The sequence below is a fragment of the Acidovorax sp. genome (genome assembly GCF_046294525.1).
GTDB lineage: Bacteria > Pseudomonadota > Gammaproteobacteria > Burkholderiales > Burkholderiaceae_C > Acidovorax.
In genome coordinates this window covers 1-17089 of sequence record NZ_JBKBKQ010000043.1, presented here as the reverse complement: position 1 = coordinate 17089, position 17089 = coordinate 1, and the positions used below count along the sequence as shown (strand labels likewise).

The 17089-nt window shown below is 66.3% G+C and carries 18 protein-coding genes; 12 read left to right on the top strand and 6 right to left on the bottom strand.

From position 1 onward, the window contains the following. Positions 1 to 65: 65 nt before the first annotated feature. From ACK4HJ_RS22530 to ACK4HJ_RS22510, 5 genes are all read left to right on the top strand, one after another. Positions 66 to 647, top strand: a complete 582-nt coding sequence (locus ACK4HJ_RS22530; protein WP_409835731.1) for a cysteine hydrolase family protein — start codon at positions 66 to 68, stop codon at positions 645 to 647. A 14-nt stretch (positions 648 to 661) separates the two neighbouring features. Then, the gene (locus ACK4HJ_RS22525) at positions 662 to 970 is read left to right on the top strand and encodes a DUF1272 domain-containing protein (RefSeq protein WP_409835729.1); all 309 of its coding nucleotides are present in this window, start codon (positions 662 to 664) and stop codon (positions 968 to 970) included. Further along, complete coding sequence (locus ACK4HJ_RS22520; RefSeq protein WP_409835727.1) at positions 967 to 2016, top strand: GlxA family transcriptional regulator; 1050 nt, start codon at positions 967 to 969, stop codon at positions 2014 to 2016. The genes ACK4HJ_RS22525 and ACK4HJ_RS22520 overlap by 4 nt, the downstream gene beginning before the upstream one ends. Positions 2017 to 2115: 99 nt before the next feature. Beyond that, a complete protein-coding gene (locus ACK4HJ_RS22515) occupies positions 2116 to 2622 on the top strand; it encodes a GAF domain-containing protein (protein ID WP_409835725.1) in 507 nt (168 codons plus the stop codon). Next, entirely contained in the window at positions 2619 to 3011 is a 393-nt protein-coding gene (locus ACK4HJ_RS22510) for a histidine kinase (protein ID WP_409835723.1), read from the top strand. Before ACK4HJ_RS22515 ends, ACK4HJ_RS22510 begins: the two co-directional genes overlap by 4 nt. A 79-nt stretch (positions 3012 to 3090) precedes the next feature. On the opposite strand, the gene ppk2 is transcribed toward ACK4HJ_RS22510, so the two are convergent. Beyond that, on the bottom strand, positions 3091 to 4005 hold the full coding sequence (gene ppk2, locus ACK4HJ_RS22505; RefSeq protein ID WP_409835721.1) for a polyphosphate kinase 2: 915 nt from the start codon (positions 4003 to 4005) through the stop codon (positions 3091 to 3093). Between the two features lie 123 nt (positions 4006 to 4128). Here ppk2 and ACK4HJ_RS22500 point away from each other — a divergent pair, with 123 nt between their 5' ends. Together ACK4HJ_RS22500 and ACK4HJ_RS22495 are read left to right on the top strand one after the other, a co-directional pair. Then, positions 4129 to 5205, top strand: a complete 1077-nt coding sequence (locus tag ACK4HJ_RS22500) for a transporter (RefSeq protein WP_409835719.1) — start codon at positions 4129 to 4131, stop codon at positions 5203 to 5205. A gap of 72 nt (positions 5206 to 5277) precedes the next feature. Next, a complete protein-coding gene (locus ACK4HJ_RS22495) occupies positions 5278 to 6144 on the top strand; it encodes a plasmid replication/partition related protein (protein WP_409835717.1) in 867 nt (288 codons plus the stop codon). Positions 6145 to 6147: 3 nt separating this feature from the next. Here ACK4HJ_RS22495 and ACK4HJ_RS22490 read toward each other — a convergent pair whose 3' ends face one another. Then, the gene (locus ACK4HJ_RS22490; protein WP_409835716.1) at positions 6148 to 6999 is read right to left on the bottom strand and encodes a SirB1 family protein; all 852 of its coding nucleotides are present in this window, start codon (positions 6997 to 6999) and stop codon (positions 6148 to 6150) included. An 85-nt stretch (positions 7000 to 7084) separates the two neighbouring features. Beyond that, complete coding sequence (murJ, locus tag ACK4HJ_RS22485; protein WP_409835714.1) at positions 7085 to 8650, bottom strand: murein biosynthesis integral membrane protein MurJ; 1566 nt, start codon at positions 8648 to 8650, stop codon at positions 7085 to 7087. Between the two features lie 198 nt (positions 8651 to 8848). On the opposite strand from murJ, the gene rpsT reads away from it, so the two are divergent. Beyond that, entirely contained in the window at positions 8849 to 9151 is a 303-nt protein-coding gene (gene rpsT / locus ACK4HJ_RS22480) for a 30S ribosomal protein S20 (RefSeq protein ID WP_409835712.1), read from the top strand. A gap of 247 nt (positions 9152 to 9398) precedes the next feature. After that, a complete protein-coding gene (locus ACK4HJ_RS22475) occupies positions 9399 to 10646 on the top strand; it encodes an AAA family ATPase (protein WP_409835710.1) in 1248 nt (415 codons plus the stop codon). On the opposite strand, the gene ACK4HJ_RS22470 is transcribed toward ACK4HJ_RS22475, so the two are convergent. Further along, positions 10629 to 10958: a DUF3579 domain-containing protein gene (locus ACK4HJ_RS22470; RefSeq protein ID WP_409835708.1), complete on the bottom strand. Its 330-nt coding sequence runs from the start codon at positions 10956 to 10958 to the stop codon at positions 10629 to 10631. The genes ACK4HJ_RS22475 and ACK4HJ_RS22470 overlap by 18 nt on opposite strands. A 276-nt stretch (positions 10959 to 11234) precedes the next feature. Here ACK4HJ_RS22470 and ACK4HJ_RS22465 point away from each other — a divergent pair, with 276 nt between their 5' ends. The 3 genes from ACK4HJ_RS22465 (at position 11235) to ACK4HJ_RS22455 (ending at position 14230) form a co-directional block, all read left to right on the top strand. Further along, positions 11235 to 12431 (top strand): aspartate aminotransferase family protein, encoded by a 1197-nt coding sequence (locus ACK4HJ_RS22465; RefSeq protein ID WP_409835706.1) that lies wholly within the window; start codon positions 11235 to 11237, stop codon positions 12429 to 12431. Positions 12432 to 12451: 20 nt separating this feature from the next. Continuing rightward, positions 12452 to 13372, top strand: coding sequence for an ornithine carbamoyltransferase (gene argF, locus ACK4HJ_RS22460; RefSeq protein ID WP_409835747.1), 921 nt, complete (start codon positions 12452 to 12454; stop codon positions 13370 to 13372). Positions 13373 to 13549: 177 nt separating this feature from the next. Continuing rightward, complete coding sequence (locus ACK4HJ_RS22455) at positions 13550 to 14230, top strand: hypothetical protein (protein ID WP_409835704.1); 681 nt, start codon at positions 13550 to 13552, stop codon at positions 14228 to 14230. Positions 14231 to 14247: 17 nt separating this feature from the next. Here the strand turns inward: ACK4HJ_RS22455 and ACK4HJ_RS22450 are convergent, their stop codons facing one another. Next, the gene (locus ACK4HJ_RS22450; RefSeq protein WP_409835702.1) at positions 14248 to 14658 is read right to left on the bottom strand and encodes a hypothetical protein; all 411 of its coding nucleotides are present in this window, start codon (positions 14656 to 14658) and stop codon (positions 14248 to 14250) included. A gap of 69 nt (positions 14659 to 14727) precedes the next feature. Further along, positions 14728 to 16836, bottom strand: coding sequence for a TonB-dependent receptor plug domain-containing protein (locus ACK4HJ_RS22445; protein WP_409835700.1), 2109 nt, complete (start codon positions 16834 to 16836; stop codon positions 14728 to 14730). Positions 16837 to 17089 lie beyond the last annotated feature (253 nt).

Genomic DNA, 17089 nt, shown 5'->3' with positions numbered 1-17089 from the left:
GCGGACGTCCATCCGTCAGCTGCGCAACATCAGCACATCCCTTCACTACCTTTGAGAATGTGCCCATGAAAACCTGTCTGATAGTGATTGACGTGCAGGAATCCTTCCGCCACCGCCCCTATTTCACCGATACCGATCTGCCCGCCTTCCTGCAAGCGCAGAACGCGCTGATTGCCGGGTGCGTGGAGCGTGGCGTGCCGATAGTGCGCGTGCTGCACAGCGACGGCCCCGAGGTGCGCGAGAACCCGTTTGCCCTCGCCTCCGGCCAGGTGCGGCCGCTGGGCGGGCTGGCCCCGTTCGCCGCTGCGGCCAGTTTCACCAAGTCGCGCCACAGCGCGCTGGTGGGCACGGGGCTGGATGTATGGCTTACGCAGCAAGGCATCCGGCGCCTCATCATCAGCGGCATCCGCACCGAACAATGCTGCGAGACCACCACCCGCCATGCGTCGGACCTGGGCTGGGAAGTGGACTACGTGACCGACGCCACACTGACCTGGGACATGGTGCAGCCGGACGGCCGTACGCTGGCCGCCGCCGACATCAAGGCGCGCACGGCTACGGTGCTGCAGGGCCGGTTTGCCCAGGTGGTCAGCGTGCCGCAGGCCCTGGCCCGGCTCACCACCACTACCACCACTGCCACTGCGTGAACAGGACAGCCGCCATGCTCGAACTGCGCCCCACCTGTGAACACTGCAACACGGCCCTGCCGCCCCACTCCGAGCAGGCACGCATCTGCAGCTTTGAATGCACCTTCTGCGCCCACTGCGTGGACACGGTGCTCTGCAACGTCTGCCCCAACTGCGGCGGCGGCTTTGCGCCCCGCCCCGCCCGCCCGGCACACAACCAGCGCAACGGCAACTACCTGGGCAGACACCCGGCCAGCAAGCAGGTGCATCACCGGCCTGTGGACCTGACCACACACGCCGCCCTGGCCGCGCGGCTGCAGCACGTGCCGCCCGGCGAGCGATGAGCCCCCGCCGCACCGCCCCAGAGCCAACGCCACCGCCGGTTGCAGCCGCGGGTGATGCAGCGCCCGCAGGCGACGCGCAGGGCCCCATCCATGTGTACTTCGCGCTGCTGCCGGGCAGCCTGCTGCTGGACTGGGCCGGGCCTGCTGAGGCGCTGCGCATGGCCAACCAGGCACTGCAGGCGCAGGGGCAGCCCGCGCGGTTTGTGCTGCATTTCATCAGCCCCACGGCGCAGGTGGTCACGTCCGTGGGCGTCATGCTGGCCGGGCTGGCCCCGCTGCCCGCCACCCTGCAGGGCCCGGCGTGGGTGGTGCTGGTGGGCCAGCCCGGCACGCGCATCGACGTGGACCACGAGGACGCGCGCAGCCTGCTGCACTGGCTGCGCGGCCTGCGCCTGTCCACGGGCCAGCTGGAGCTGGTGACGGTGTGCGCGGGCGCTGTGCTGGCCGCGCATGCAGGGCTGCTCAGCGGCCGCCGCGCCACCACTCACCACCAGCACCTGGAAGAACTGGCCACCGTGGACCCCACCTGCGACGTGGCCAGCAACCGTGTGTTTGTGGCCGACGGCCCCGTGCACAGCAGCGCGGGCGTGACCACGGGCATCGACCTGCTGCTGCACCGCATTGCCCGCCTGTGCACCCCGGCCCTGGCCGCACAGGTGGCGCAAACCATGGTGGTGGCCTTGCGCCGCGGGCCCAACGACCCGGAGCTATCGCCCTTTTTGCACCACCGCAACCACCTGCATGCTGCCCTGCACCGCGTGCAGGACGCCGTGGGCCAGGAGCCCCAGGCTGCATGGACTGTGCCGCGCATGGCCGAAGCCGCCCACACCTCGCCGCGCCACCTCACGCGGCTGTTTCTGGAGCATGCGGGCATCGCGCCGCTGGCGTACCTGCGCCGCATCCGCCTGGCCACGGCCGAGGCCGCGCTGCAGGCCGGCCACAACGTGACACAGGCGGCGCTGATGGCGGGCTTCAGCTCCGACACGCAGCTGCGCCGGGCGTGGCACCAGTTCGGGCGGGGTGGCACGCCGTCGCAGCGGGGCTGACCACAGGCTGCCCGCTTCCATCACCATGCACGCTGGCTGCGACTTCGGGCCCGGCCGATAATTGCCGCCACCACAACAGTCCCGCCCTCATCTCCCGCCATGCAAGAGCCCCCGCGCCCCGCCAACGAGGACGACCGCCTGAAGGCCCTGCGCCAGCTGCTGATCCTGGACACCCCGCCCGAAGAACGCTTTGACCGCCTCACCGCGTTTGCAGCCCAGGAGTTCGACGTGCCCATCGTGCTGCTGTCGCTCATCGACGAGCAGCGCCAGTGGTTCAAGTCCCGCCATGGGCTGGATGTGTGCGAGACCTCGCGCGGCATCTCGTTCTGCGGTCACGCCATCCTGCAGGACGACATCCTGGTGGTGCCCGATGTGGCGCTGGACGCACGCTTTGCCGACAACCCGCTGGTGACCGGCGACCCGCACATCCAGTTCTATGCCGGCGCACCGCTCAAGATGCCGGGCGGCCAGAACATCGGCACGCTGTGCCTCATCGACCGCTCGCCGCGCCAGCTTGACGCCATCGACCTGGCGATCCTGGCATCGCTGCGCGACCTGGCCGTTGAAGAGCTGGTGCGCCGCGCCAGCGAGGAGCCCGCCGCATGAGCACAAGCAGGGTGCAGCCGCCCATCCTCCTCGTGGAGCCCCATTCGCTGACGGCCAGCATCATCGTGTCCACCGCGCGCCAGCTGAACCTGCCCACCGTGCGCCAGGTCGGCAGCGTGCGCACAGCCCAGCAGCACCTGGCCGCACAGGGCTTTCTGGGCATGATCGTGTCGCTGGAAGACGCCCAGGCCGCCGTGGCGCTGCTGGAGCAGGTGCGCAATGCCGAGTTGGCCGCCAGCCCGGAAATGCCCGTGGCCGTGACCACCGCACAGGTGGACGCCTCCACCGCCGTGCAGATGAAAGCGCTGCAGGTGCGGCGCGTGCTGCTCAAGCCGTTTAAGGTGCGCGACGTGATCTCGACCATCGAGATGCTGCGCAACGGGCGGTAGTTTTTGTGGACTTTTTGGCCCGCAGCGCTTATACATAAAGCGCTAACAGCTATTCAAACAATAGCAAAATGCCTCGGAATCAGTAGACCTCGGGCACGTACATGGAGGCCGGCACGGGCTGGCGCAGGTACTCGGGGTTGCGCACGCGGTCGGGCAGCACCACGGCGGGGTGGGGCACGTCCTGGTACGGCAGCTGCGACAACAGGTGCGCAATGCAGTTCAGCCGCGCCTTTTTCTTGTCCACGGCCTGCACCACCCACCACGGCGCCTCGGGAATGTGCGTGCGCTCCAGCATGGTCTCCTTGGCCTTGGTATAGGCCTCCCAGCGCACACGGCTTTCCAGGTCCATGGGGCTGAGCTTCCACTGCTTGAGCGGGTCGTGGATGCGGCCAAGGAAACGCAGGTGCTGCTCTTCGTCGGTGATGGAGAACCAGTATTTGACGAGCGTGATGCCCGAGCGGACCAGCATCTTTTCAAACTCGGGTACGGTGCGGAAGAACTCCTCGTACTCCTCGTCGGTGCAAAAGCCCATCACGCGCTCGACGCCCGCGCGGTTGTACCAGCTGCGATCGAACAGCACCATCTCGCCCGCCGCAGGCAGGTGCGCCACATAGCGCTGAAAGTACCACTGCGTTCGCTCGCGGTCGTTGGGTGCGGGCAGTGCGGCCACGCGGGCCACGCGCGGGTTCAGCCGCTGGGTGATGCGTTTGATCACGCCGCCCTTGCCGGCCGCGTCGCGGCCCTCGAACAGGATCACCACCTTCTGGCGTGTGTGCTGCACCCAGTCCTGCAGCTTGACGAGTTCGCCCTGCAGGTGAAACAGGTCCTTGAAATACTTCTGGCGTGCCAGCTTGTCCGTGGGCTGAAGCTCCCCGAGGTCGTCCACGTTGCGGTCCTCGATCTCCAGCTCCAGCTCCTCGTCGTAGCTGTCGATCAGGTCGTTGGCGATGCGCTGCATCAGTTCCTGGGTGTCGAGGTGATTGGGGTGGAACATGGAGAGGAAACGCCAGGGCGGCGGCAAAAAGGATGCGCCATGGTGGCGCCTCGGAGTGACAGCGGTGTGACACGTGCATGTCTGTCACGGCACTGTCACTGGCCACCTCCACCATGCACGCCCGTGCCCGTTGCCGACCGCTCCTCCCCTGCTCCTGCTGCCGTGCCACCCCTGGCCGGTGCGGCCAGCCGCAATTACGGCGGCGACGCCGCTGGGCTGATCTGCGGCTACCTGCTGGCCGACGGGGCGCCACCGCAAGAACTGGATTCGGCCCAGGCTGCCCAGTGGCTGGCCGATCGCCACCCGCACGCGGCGCCCACCCCCTTCCTGTGGCTGCACTTCAACCTGAGCCACGCGCAGGCCGTGCGCTGGATGGAGCGGCACGCCGGCCTCCCCGAAGCGTTTTTCGATGCGCTGAAAGACCGCTCCGTCTCCACCCGCATCGAGCGCGACGACGACACGTTGATCGCCGTGCTGAACGACGCGCACTTCGACTTTGCGTTCGAGCCCTCGGACATCGCCACCTTGTGGACCAGTGTGGCACCGCACTTGATGGTGACGGGGCGCACGCGCCCGTTGCGCTCGGTGGATGCGCTGCGCACCGCCGTTCGCACCGGCCACGCCCCGTCGTCCAGCGTGGGCCTGCTGGCCGAGCTGATGCGCACCCAGGCCTCGGGGCTGGTGGACATCGTGCGCGGCGTGACGCAGCGCATTGACGATGTGGAAGACGCGCTGCTGGCCGGCCGGCTGGACCACAAGCGGGCACGGCTGGGCGTGTTGCGCCGCCTGCTGGTGCGCCTGCAGCGCTTGCTGGCGCCCGAGCCTGCGGCGCTATTCCGCCTGCTGCAGCACCCGCCCGCCTGGATGGGTGCCGACGATGCGCAGGAGCTGCGCGATTCGACCGAAGAGTTCTCGGTGGTGCTGCGCGACATGCAAGGGCTGCAGGAGCGCATCAAGCTGCTGCAGGAAGAAATTGCCGCCAGCGTGCAGGAGGCCAACAGCCGCAGCCTGTTTGTGCTGACGGTGGTGACGGTGCTGGCCCTGCCCATCAACATCCTGGCGGGCCTGTTCGGCATGAACGTGGGCGGCGTGCCGCTGGCGGACGAGCCCCATGGCTTCTGGATCATCGTGGCAGTGGTGGTGGCATTTACCGCAGTGGCAGGCTGGCTGGCCTTGCGCACCACCACGCGCGACCGGTAGCACGCCGGGGCAGTGCGGCGGGCGCCACTACAATGCCGCCCCTTGCCCTGATCCCCCAAGCCGCGCTCCCCCATGAACATCGTCGTCAACGAAGAACTCAAAGCCTATATCGAACCCCTGACCCCGGAGGAGCACGAGGCGCTGGAGCGCAGCATCCTGACCGAAGGCTGCCGCGACGCGCTGGTGCTGTGGGGCGATGTGCTGGTGGACGGGCACAACCGCTATGGCATCTGCCAGAAGCATGGCCTGCCGTTCCAGACGGTGCAGAACCCGCGCTTCACGTCGATGGACGACGTGCACCTGTGGATGATCGACCAGCACCTGGGACGGCGCAGCGTGTCAGACTTCCAGCGCGGCGTGCTGGCGTTGCGCAAGCGCGAAATCATGGCCGAGCGCAAGGCACGGGCCGCATCGGCCACGCAAGCCGCCGAGGCGGTGGCCGCCGCCCCAGCCGACGTACCCCTTGCAGCCCCTGAGGCAGCGGCCGCCCTTCCCGCCCCGGACCCGCTCAACAGCCGCGAAGCCATTGCCAAGGCCGCGCGCCTGAGCAGCAGCCAGGTGGTGATGATCGAAAAGATCCAGAAGCAGGCCGCGCCCGAGCTGGTGGCAGCCGTGAAGTCCGGCACCATCTCCATCAACGCCGCTGCGGCCGTCGCCACCCTGCCCGCCGAGGAGCAGGTGGCGGCCGTGGTGGCCGGCAAGGACGAGCTCAAGCAGGCCGCCAAGCGCGTGCGCGAACAAAACAAGCGCAAGCCGCGCGAGGAAACACCGCCCGGAGAAAAAGTCGCGTCAGAAGCCCCAGCGGGGGCTGAAGGGAGCGCCGACGAACTGCATGCCCTGCGCAGCCGCGTGGCCGAACTCACTGCAGAGAACGCAGAGTTGCGCCGGCAGGTGGCGCAATTGCAGGCGGCGCTGCCCGAAGGCGGCGCGCCGTTCTGAAGCTCAACCGTTGGCGTTGCGCAGGGCGCTCAGCCGGTCGGCGATCAGGTCGATGTCGAGCCCGTCTTCGGCATGGGCCAGGTAGGCTTCCAGGTCGGCCACCGCCTCGGGCGTGTTGCCGCGCTCGGCGTGGGCCAGGCCCCGGTCGCGCCGTTCGCCCCAGGCCTCGGGCAGCAGCACGATGAGCCGGTCCAGCACGGCAATCAGGCGCTGCCAGTCCTGCTGGGTGCGGTGCACCTCTTTAAGGTTGCGCAGCATGCGCGCGATGATGTCGCGCGGCGTGGCCGCTTGCAGGTACAGGCCCAGCGGCACGTCGTAATCATCCACCAGGCCGCTCTGGCGCTTGTAAGGCTCCAGCCGCTCGGCCAGTTCTTCGCGGCTCAGTGACTGGCCCGAAATCGGGTCGAGCACCACCTGCCCCTTGGGCAGCAGCACCTTGACCATGAAATGCCCCGGAAACGCGATGCCCCGCGCATGCAGGCCCAGGCCCTGGGCCAGCTCCATCCACAGCACAGCCAGGCTGATGGGAATGCCCCGGCGCGTGCGCAGCACGGCGTTGAGGTAGCTGTTTTCGGGGTCGTAGTAGTTGTTGATGTTGCCGGCAAAACCCAGGTCGGCAAAAAAGAACTGATTGAGCGTGCGCAGCCGCTGCAACGCGGGCGCGTCAGCCGGCAGGCGGCGCTGAATGCGGGCCAGCAACTGGTCCACGTCGCCCAGCAGTTGCTGGGTGTCGAGTTCGGGGTATTCGTCCTGCGCCAGGCTGGCGGCGGCCTCCAGCAGCGGGAAGTGGTCATCGCTTTGCACCAGCGATGCAAAGTACTCCAGCGAAGTGGGTACGGAATAGCTCAGGGACATGGCAAGGTTGTAAGTCTGGCCCCGGGTGGCGTCAAGCCGCAGAAACTCCGGTTTGCAGGGGCTTTTTGCGGGTTTGCCGCAGCGTTCAGCGCCGCAGCACGTGCCGGAGCTTGAGCCCCGCGGCCCACAGCGCGCCAAAGTACAGCGCCCCGGCCGCGGCCATCAGAGCACCCAGCAGGCCGATGCGCTGCAGCGACTGCCCCTTCATGCCCACCCAGTCGAAGTGCTGGCTGGCCCACACCAGCAGCACGGCCAGCAGGGCGCTGGCGGCCACCACCTGCAGGGCAAAGCGGCCCCAGCCAGGCAGCGGCTGGTAGCTGCCGCGGCGTAGCAGCCCTACAAGCAGCCACAGTGCGTTGATGAGCGCCCCCAGGCCAAGGGACAGCGCCAAGCCCGCATGCGCAATGAACGGCACCAGGGCGGCGTTGAGCAATTGGGTGATCACCAGCACCACGATGGCGATCTTGACCGGAGTGCGCACGTCCTGGCTGGCGTAGTAACCCGGCGCCAGCACCTTGATGGCCACCAGCCCCAGCAGCCCCGCGCCGTAGCCCGACAGCGCCACGGCGATCTGCCCCACGTCGCTGTCGGCCAGCTTGCCATGGTGAAACAGCGTGGCCACCAGCGGCGTGGAAAACGTGAGTAGCGCCACCGCGCTGGGCACGGCCAGCAGCACCACGATGCGCAAGCCCCAGTCAAGCATGGCCGAATATTTTTCTGCATCGCCTGCGGCTTTGGCCGCCGTGAGCTGGGGCGTGAGCACCACGCCCAGCGCCACGCCCAGGAGCGCGGTCGGAAACTCCATAAGCCGGTCGGCATAGAACAGCCAGGTCACGCTACCCGGCGCAAGGTATGACGCGATCTGCGTGTTGATCATCAGCGACACCTGCGCCACGCCCACGCCCAGCAGGATGGGGCCCATCAGCGTGAGCACGCGCCGCACGCCCGGCTCGGCCCAGGCTGCACGCAGGGCTCGCAACGTGAGCCCGATGCGCGGCATGAGCCCCAGCCGCACCAGTGCCGGCACCTGCACTGCCAGCTGAAACACGCCGCCCAGCATCACTCCGCCCGCCATGGCGTAGATGGGCTCGATGCCTCGCGCTTCGAGCTGGGGCGCGCCCAGCCAGGCGGCGGCGATCATGCACAGGTTGAGCAGCACGGGCGACGCGGCGGGCACGGCGAAGTGCTTCCAGGTGTTGAGAATGCCGGCCGACAGCGCCACCAGCGACATAAAGCCGATGTAGGGGAACATGAAACGCGTCATGAGCACAGCGGCGTCGTACGCCTCGCCGCTGTGGCGCAGGCCGCTGGCCAGCGCCCATACCAGCACGGGCGCACCCAGCACCCCCAGCAGGCAGGTCAGCAGCAGCGCCCAGAACAGCGCCGTCGCGACGGCGGAAATCAGCTGGCGCGTGGCCTCTTCGCCCTGCTGCGCTTTGGTGGTGGCAAGCACCGGCACAAAGGCCTGACTGAAGGCACCCTCGGCAAACAGGCGGCGAAACAGGTTGGGAATGCGGAAGGCGACGTTGAAGGCGTCGGTCAGGGCATTGGCCCCGAACATTGAAGCCATGAGCAGGTCGCGCACCAGCCCCGTCACGCGGGAGGCCAGAGTCAGCAGGGAAACGGTGGAGGCGGCTTTGAACAGAGACACCGCGGGGAGTGTATTCCCCCGAGCCGCTTCGCGCCTTCTGCCCGCGGGGTGCATCTTGCACCCTTGCGAAACCCGTTCCCCGGATTCGCTGGCGAGGTCGACTGAACTGGTTTCGGGCGCGAGGCGAGCTCTGGAAAGCGTACTGGGCTATAATCGCGGGCTTTGCTGGCAACATCCACAGACCCTTAGGAACACACCATGGCATCCACCAAGCCCAAGAAAAAGAACCCCCGCCTCGCTTCGGGCCGCAAGCGCGTCCGTCAGGACATCAAGCTGAACGCAGCCAACACCTCGCTGCGCTCCAAGTACCGTACCGCTGTCAAGAACGTCGAAAAGGCTGTTCTGGCTGGCGACAAGACCAAGGCGACCGAACTGTTCGCCAAGATGCAGGCCGTGGTTGACACAGTGGCCGACAAGGGCATCTTCCACAAGAACAAGGCTGCTCGCGACAAGAGCCGCCTGTCCGCCAAGGTGAAAGCCCTGGCCCAGGCAGCCGCCTGATTTCCGCCGGATCTTCTGATCCGGCAACCACAGCCCGAGCGGCACCCGCCGCTCGCCGTTTGTAACGGGTGCGCTGCCAGCAAAGAAAAACGAGAAACCGCCTTCGGGCGGTTTTTTCGTTTCCGGGGTGGATTGTGCCGTTGCTCGCCCACTGACGGGCCGCCCTACTGGGCGCGCTCTGCGCCATGGTTTACGGAAAATTATTAAAACATCATAATTATCAGAATTTCATAAAAATGCATAAACCATGACCTTCCGCCGCACCGCGCTGGCTGAGCAGATGGCCACGCAACTGCTCCGGCCTTCGTTTCTCGACACCTCGCTGCGTTCGGGCCTGTTCCTGTCGGGCCAGCGGCGGGTGGGCAAGACCACCTTCCTGGCCACCGACCTGATTCCGGCACTGGAGGCCTTGGGCGCCATCGTGGTGTATGTGGACCTGTGGAGCCAGCCGCAGGCCAACCCGGCCGACCTGGTGCATGAGGCTATCCGCAAGACGCTCAAGGAACTGCAGACGCCTGGTTCGGGCCTGCTGAAGCGGCTCAAGCAGGTGACCAGCGTGGACGCCGGCGTGGGGGGCTTCAAATTCGGTTTCAAGCTGGCCGACGTGGGTAAGGACGATGGCACCACGCTGGCCCAGGCTTTCACCGAGCTGGTCGACCAGGCGCGGACCGACGTAGTGCTCATCATCGATGAGGTGCAGCACGCCCTGGGCAGCGCGGACGGCGACCACCTGCTGCACGCGCTCAAGGCCACGCGCGATGCCATCAACACGCGGCCGGACACGCCGGGCTATTTTCTTTTTGTGGGCACAGGCTCGCACCGCGCCCGGGTGCAGGAACTCACGCTCAAGGGCAACCAGGCCTTCAACGGCGCGGTGACCAACGAGTTCCCGGTACTGGGCCGCGACTTCATCGACTACGTGCTGGAGCAGGTGCGCCCGCAATTCGGCCCCATGCTGCCCTCGCCGCCGGTGACCGAGGCTGCCTTTCGCAGCATGGGCAGTCGCCCCGAGGAATTGATGAAGGCCCTGAACATCCTGCGCAGCCTGCCGCCCGACGCGCGCCCCGACGAGCACCTGCCCACCATCGCCCAGTCCCTGGGCGCGGCGGCGGCGGACGTGGAACTGCAGAAGGTGGAAGCCATGGGTCCGCTGGCCGAGGCCGTGTTCTCGCGCATCTGCAGCATCGGCGGCGACGTGAAGGGCGTTTTCACCGGCGAGGCCCTCAAGGCCTACGCGACCCAGATCGGGCGCGAGGTGACGGCGCAAGAGGTGCAAAGCATCATCGGCAGCATGACCACGGCCAACCTGCTCATGCGTGTGCGCCACGGACACTACGGCGTGACCGATCCGTTTGTGGAAAAAGCCTGGAGGGACAAGCAGCAGACCGACCAGCTGCTGCGCACGGGCACCGCGCCGAATGCAGCCCTGCCCGAGGGCGGAGAAGCGGCGCCTGCGCTGGCACCGCCTTCGTCATCCTCAGCCGCGCGGCGGTAAATCGGGTGCGTCCGGCAGCAGGCAAGCCTCGGCCACCTGCAGGTTGTTGTCGCGCGCAAAGTTGACGACAAAGTCCCACGCCATGGGCTCGTGCCCCTGCAGATCGCGGTGCACCACCACACATTTCACGCCATTGAGTGTGGTGGGAATGCACCAGGGCGAATAGCTCAGATGGCTGCCCGGACGCGCGCCGCCGGGGCGAAAGCTGCTCATGACCCCCGCCAGCCGCTCGGCCCAATCACTGGGGCGAAAGGTCTTCCCGTCGTGGGTGATGCCCTGGATGAAGATTTCTTTGGAGGTGGGGGAAACCATCGGGGATTGGAGTGGGTAGTGGGCGCGCCAGATACGGGATCACCGCATGCTGCACCGCAGCGCGACATTCTAACTCTTATATAAGAGCTGAGCCTCTAATCCGTCGGCCGCAGCGGGAATCGGAGCTCAAACCCTGGTAGGGCCGGGCATTGCAGTAATGCGCAATCGTCAACATCCGTGCAACGGGCTCCCCCTAGAATCGTGCTTCGTTTTTTCGGGAACTGGCCGTGGAGCACTCCAGGACAGCCCCATCACCGCACCGTTTGGAGATCTTGCATGACCGCTTTCATTGAGGCTGCCTCGCCCCACGTGATGAACACCTATGGCCGCGTACCGATTGCGCTGGCCCGTGGTCAAGGCAGCCGCGTGTGGGATGTCAACGGCAAGGAATACCTGGACGGCCTGGGCGGCATTGCCGTCAACACGCTGGGCCACAACCACCCCAAGCTGGTGCCCGCACTGCAGGACCAGATCACCAAGCTGATCCACACCTCCAATTACTACCACGTGCCGCTGCAGGAGCAACTGGCCGCCAAGCTGGTGGAGCTGTCGGGCATGCAGAACGTGTTTTTCTGCAATTCGGGCCTGGAGGCTAACGAGGCGGCCCTGAAGATTGCCCGCAAGTACGGCGTGGACAAAGGCATCGCCAAGCCCGAGATCGTGGTCTACGAGAAGGCCTTCCACGGCCGCTCGATCGCCACCATGTCGGCCACCGGCAACCCCAAGATCCACAGCGGGTTCGGCCCGCTGGTCGAGGGTTTCATCCGCGTGCCGATGAACGACATCGAGGCCATCAAGAAGGCCACCGAGCGCAACCCCAATGTGGTGGCCGTGTTCTTCGAAACCATCCAGGGCGAAGGAGGCATCAACCCCATGCGCGTGGAATACCTGCAGCAGCTGCGCAAGCTGTGCGACGAGCGCGGCTGGCTGATGATGATCGACGAGGTGCAGTGTGGCGTGGGCCGCACCGGCAAGTGGTTTGCCCACCAGTGGGCCGGCATCGTGCCCGACGTGATGCCCCTGGCCAAGGGCCTGGGTTCGGGCGTGCCGATTGGCGCGGTGGTGGCGGGGCCCAAGGCCGCCAACGTGCTGCAGCCCGGCAACCACGGCACCACCTTTGGCGGTAACCCGCTGGCCATGCGGGCCGGCGTGGAAACCCTGCGGATCATGGAAGAAGAAGGCCTGCTGCAAAACGCCGCCAAGGTGGGCGACCACCTGCACGCCGCGCTGCAGCGCGAACTGGGCAGCCTGCCCGGCGTGAAGGAAATCCGCGGCCAGGGCCTGATGCTGGGCATTGAGCTGAACAAGCCCTGCGGCGCCCTGATCGGCCGCGCGGCCGAGGCTGGCCTCTTGCTGTCGGTGACAGCCGACAGCGTAATCCGCCTGGTGCCCCCGCTGACCCTCACCACCGCGGAGGCGGATGAGATCGTGGCCAAGCTCACGCCATTGGTCAAAGCCATCTTGGCCGAATGAACAACAATACCGCCATGACGCTGAAACACTATCTGCAGTTCACCGACCTCACCGCCGACGAATACGCCTACCTGTTCGAGCGCGCCGCGCTCATCAAGAAGAAGTTCAAGTCGTACGAGAAGTACCACCCCCTGGTGGACCGCACGCTGGCCATGATCTTCGAGAAGGCCAGCACGCGTACGCGCGTGAGCTTCGAGGCCGGCATGTACCAGTTGGGCGGCAGCGTGGTGCACCTGACCACCGGCGACAGCCAACTGGGCCGCGCCGAGCCGATTGAAGACAGCGCCAAGGTCATCAGCCGCATGACCGACCTGGTGATGATTCGCACCTACGAGCAAAGCAAGATCGAGCGGTTTGCCGCCAACTCGCGCGTGCCCGTCATCAACGGCCTGACCAACGAATACCACCCTTGCCAGATCCTGGCCGACATCTTCACGTACATCGAACATCGCGGCTCCATCCAGGGCAAGACGGTGGCGTGGGTCGGCGATGGCAACAACATGGCCAACACCTGGGTGCAGGCCGCGTCACTGCTGGGCTTCAAGGTGCATGTGAGCACACCGCGTGGTTATGAAATCGATGAAAAATTGGCCGCTGGCGCTCATGGAATAAGCGCTGGCAGCTATCAATTTTTTAGCAACCCCATGGAAGCCTGCCGAGGCGCCGACCTGGTCACCACCGACGTGTGGACCAGCATGGGCTACGAGGCCGAGAACGAAGAACGCAAGAAAGCGTTTGCCGACTGGTGCGTGGACACCGAAATGATGGCTGCGGCCCAGCCCGACGCGCTGTTCATGCACTGCCTGCCCGCGCACCGTGGCGAGGAAGTTGAAGCCGACGTAATAGATGGGCCGCAGTCGGTGGTGTGGGATGAAGCAGAAAACAGGATGCACGTGCAGAAGGCACTCATGGAGTACCTTCTGCTCGGCCGCGTCGCATGAAGTGCGGTGCGGGGGCGCGCAAGCGCCAGCAGACTGTTTCGGCGGCGGCTCATGTCCGCAACGCGGACGTGAAACAGTCGCAGACTGCGTGCCGCAGCCAAAACAGGATGCACGTGCAAAAGGCGCTCATGGAATATCTGCTGCCTGGCAAGGTGGCCTAACCCCAAAGCCCCATCCATGCCTTGGCGCCGCCAGCCCGCTCATAGCGCCGAATTGCTGGCGCATTGGCAAACATTGGGCCAGGCGCTGGGCGCAAATGCACCAGCCTGGCGCAAGGAAGGGCGGCGCCTGGTGCTCAGCTGGAGTCGCTGGCCCCGCGCCTACCACGACACCACCCACCTCTGGGCCTGCCTCCGGCACCTGCAGGTCGTGCTGGACGAGCAACCTGGCGCGCTCGACAACCCGCACGCGGTGACCCTCGCCCTGTGGTACCACGACGCCATCTACTGGCCCTGGAGCCAGCACAACGAAGAGCGCAGCGCTGACTGGGCCAGCCGCTTCATCCTGGGCCACGGCCTGCCCAGCACGCTGGCGCAAACAGTGCACCAGCACATCCTGGACACCCGCCACACCCCCGGCCCGCTCACGGGCGATGCGCAGTGGGTGGTCGATATCGACCTGGCCATCCTGGGCCAGAGCGACACGGTGTACCGCCAGTTCGAGCGCAACGTGCGCCGCGAATACTTTTTTGTGCGCTGGCCGCGGTATGTGGCGGGGCGCAGCGCGGTGCTGCAAGGCTTTCTGGACCGTCCCCGACTCTACGGCACCGACTGGTTTGCCCACCGCTACGAGGCCCGGGCGCGTACCAATCTTGGCCATGCGCTGGCTGCCCTGCGCGACGGAACCCTCTACGCCTAAGCCTTCTTGGCCGATGTTCAGTCGCAAGACTGAAAACGCTTGCACTCCTCCACCACGTGGATCGACGTGAGTGTGTTTTCACCCTCCACATGCCGCGCCGTGAACTTCACCCAGGCGCCTTCAGGGATGCCCGCCAACAGGGCCGGGTCCCTCACCCGGAATGCCTGCGTGGTGAACGGAATCTTGGAACGCGGCAGCAGCTTGAGGCGCACATACAGCGTGCCGGTGCTCGCCGATTCCTGCAGCACGGACACAACGCGGGCCCGTGTGTAGACCGGTTCCGGCGTGGCAGTGCCCTGCTCACCTTGCGCTGCCGAGGCCGGCGGCGCGGCGACGGCATATGCCATCATGGCGCAGCACAGCGACGCCGTCACCACCAGCACCGCAAGCTGGCCAGAAACTGCTGGAACCCTAGTTTCTTTATTCATGTTGACCTTTCTCGCACTCTTGGCGACCTGAGGGCGCAGACGGATGCATCCACCGCCACTCCCCGTGTTTCAAAACTGAGTGCCCACCGTAAGGTAAACACGTGGCGTCCACTGCATGCTGCTGCGGCTGACCAAAGGCACCGCACCCGAGGCATCGACACGGTCGCGGCGGAAGCTCGCGTCACCCACGTTGAACACGCCCAGCCGCCAGTACCCCAGGCCGCGCACCAGCTGGCCGACGTAGAAATCCAGCATCGCGCTCGCGCGGTTGTGGCCCGTGAGGGTGGCGTTGATGTCCTGGTCCGCACGCCCCGTCATGGTCAGCGTGGTGCCGCCGTACCAGCCGCCTCCGCGCGGCATGGGTTTGGCCGCCGTCAGCGTGGCCACATAGCGGGCCTGGCCGGGAATGCGCCGACCTTCATTGAGCCCGCTGGTCATGCGCGACTGCAACAAACTGGCATTGGCCGACAGCGTCCAGTCGCGGCCCAGACCCAGCCATGCCAGCCCCGTGCGCACATCGGCCTCCAGCCCCCAAACCACGGCATCGCCCACGTTGACACGCTGCTCCACCCACCGGTTGGCATAACGCTCCAGCGTGGGGGCCAGCACGTCGCTCATGCGCCGCACGAACAGATTCAGGCCCACATGTCCCGTGGCAAGGCGCCGCTCAAAGCCGGTGTCCAGCGTCCAGGCCACTTGCGGGCGCAGGTCGGGGTTGCCGATGGTGTCGGGGTTGCCCAGGCTGTTGCTGCCCTGGCTGGGGATGACACGGTCCACAAGATCCCACACCCGGGGCAGTTGGGTGACTCGGGCCAGGTTGACGCGCCACTGCAGCTCCTCGGATAGCGGCGTGCGGGAGTGCAGCGACGGCTGCAGGATGTTCCACTGCTTGCTTGTCACCGCGGGGATGCGTCCAGCATGAAGCTCCACCCGCTCCCCGCGCAGCCCCAATGTGAGCGTGGTGTTGGCGGGCAGCTCCCATTCGTTTTGCCCCCACAGCACCCACCTCCGCACACCGGCGTTCTGGTCCGCGTTCACCGGCAGGTCGCCACGCGCCAACGTGTTCACAGAGAGCTTGCGGTCTTCCAGCTGCGCCCCGGCGCTCCACATCAGCGCATCGGCCGTGCCGGTGAGCTTGCTGCTAAAGCTCCACACGTCTTCGCGCCGGTCGTCCACGAAGCTGTAGCGGTCCGTAACCGTGGCTCCGCCCCCACCGCTGCTGCGTTGCAAGTCCCCTTGGCGGTCCACGGTGTCGCTGGCGCGGCTGGCGGACAGGGTGGTTTCGAGCTTGCTGGCGACAAAGCGATGCGTCCAGTCGGCTGCGGCTTGCAGGTAGCGCCGGTCATAGCGGTGTGACTCGTGCGAACCCAGGGCGTAGGTGCCATCGCCGCTGCCCAGGCTGTCGGCCACACCGCCAAAATCAGCCTTGCTGAGCGTGGCCCGCAGCGTGAGCTGGTCGGCAGCGCCCAGCTTGCCGCTGATGCGTGGCACCAGCGCGTAATCCGTGCGTTTGAAACGGCCACGGGTATCGGACTGCGCCACTTCGGCACCGCCCATCTGGGTGCTGCGGTGCGTGTCCGAGCCCAGCAAAAGGCCCGTGGCAGACGCGGCCACAAAGTACGACCAAGGTTGGGCCGGCTGCGCATCGCGCTGGCCGTCGCCGACCTCTGCGGTCGCCCCCAGAGGCCCCGTCCGCGAGAAAAAGGCCTGCCCGGCATTGCGGCCCCAGACATGGTTGTCCGTCAGGCGCAGCGTTGTTTCACGCTTTATGCTAGCCTGGCGCAGCACGATGTTGATGGTGCCCCCCGTAGCGACCGAGAACTCTGCTGACGGCGCACGCACCATCTCCACGCGCTCGATCAACTCCGGTGGAAGCTGGTCTATGGGCAGCTGAGAGCGCCGGCTACCCACCCGCTGGCCATCGATGAGCAACTGCGTTGCACCGCGCTCCATGCCGCGCATGCGGATCTCGACGCTGCCGTCCGCACCGGGCGTGACCTGTACGCCCGGCAACTGGCGCAACACATCGGCTACGGAAAACGCACCCATCTGCTCGATATCGCTGCGGTCCACCACCACCAGCGATCCGGCCGAAAAAAACCGCTGTTCCAGGGACCTGCGCGCCGTAACCGTGATGCCATCAAGCACTGGTGCAGCGCCGCCGGTTGCGTCTGGCATGCCCTGTGCCCAAGCCGCGCCACCTGTTGCAGATGCCACGCAAGCTGCCCAGATGGCAATGCGATCGATTTTGTGTGTTGTTAGTTTTTTCATGGACACCCTCTCAGTGCCAGATTGTCTGGGCGCAAGGCTTAACAGGCTGCTGAAATACTCCCCTGCGTTCGACCACCGCCCAGCTGGCACATGCGCATTTCTCGCGGCAGCTTCCGTATCCTGAAAGTCAGCTCATAAACCGCGTGCTTTGAGCCGCAAA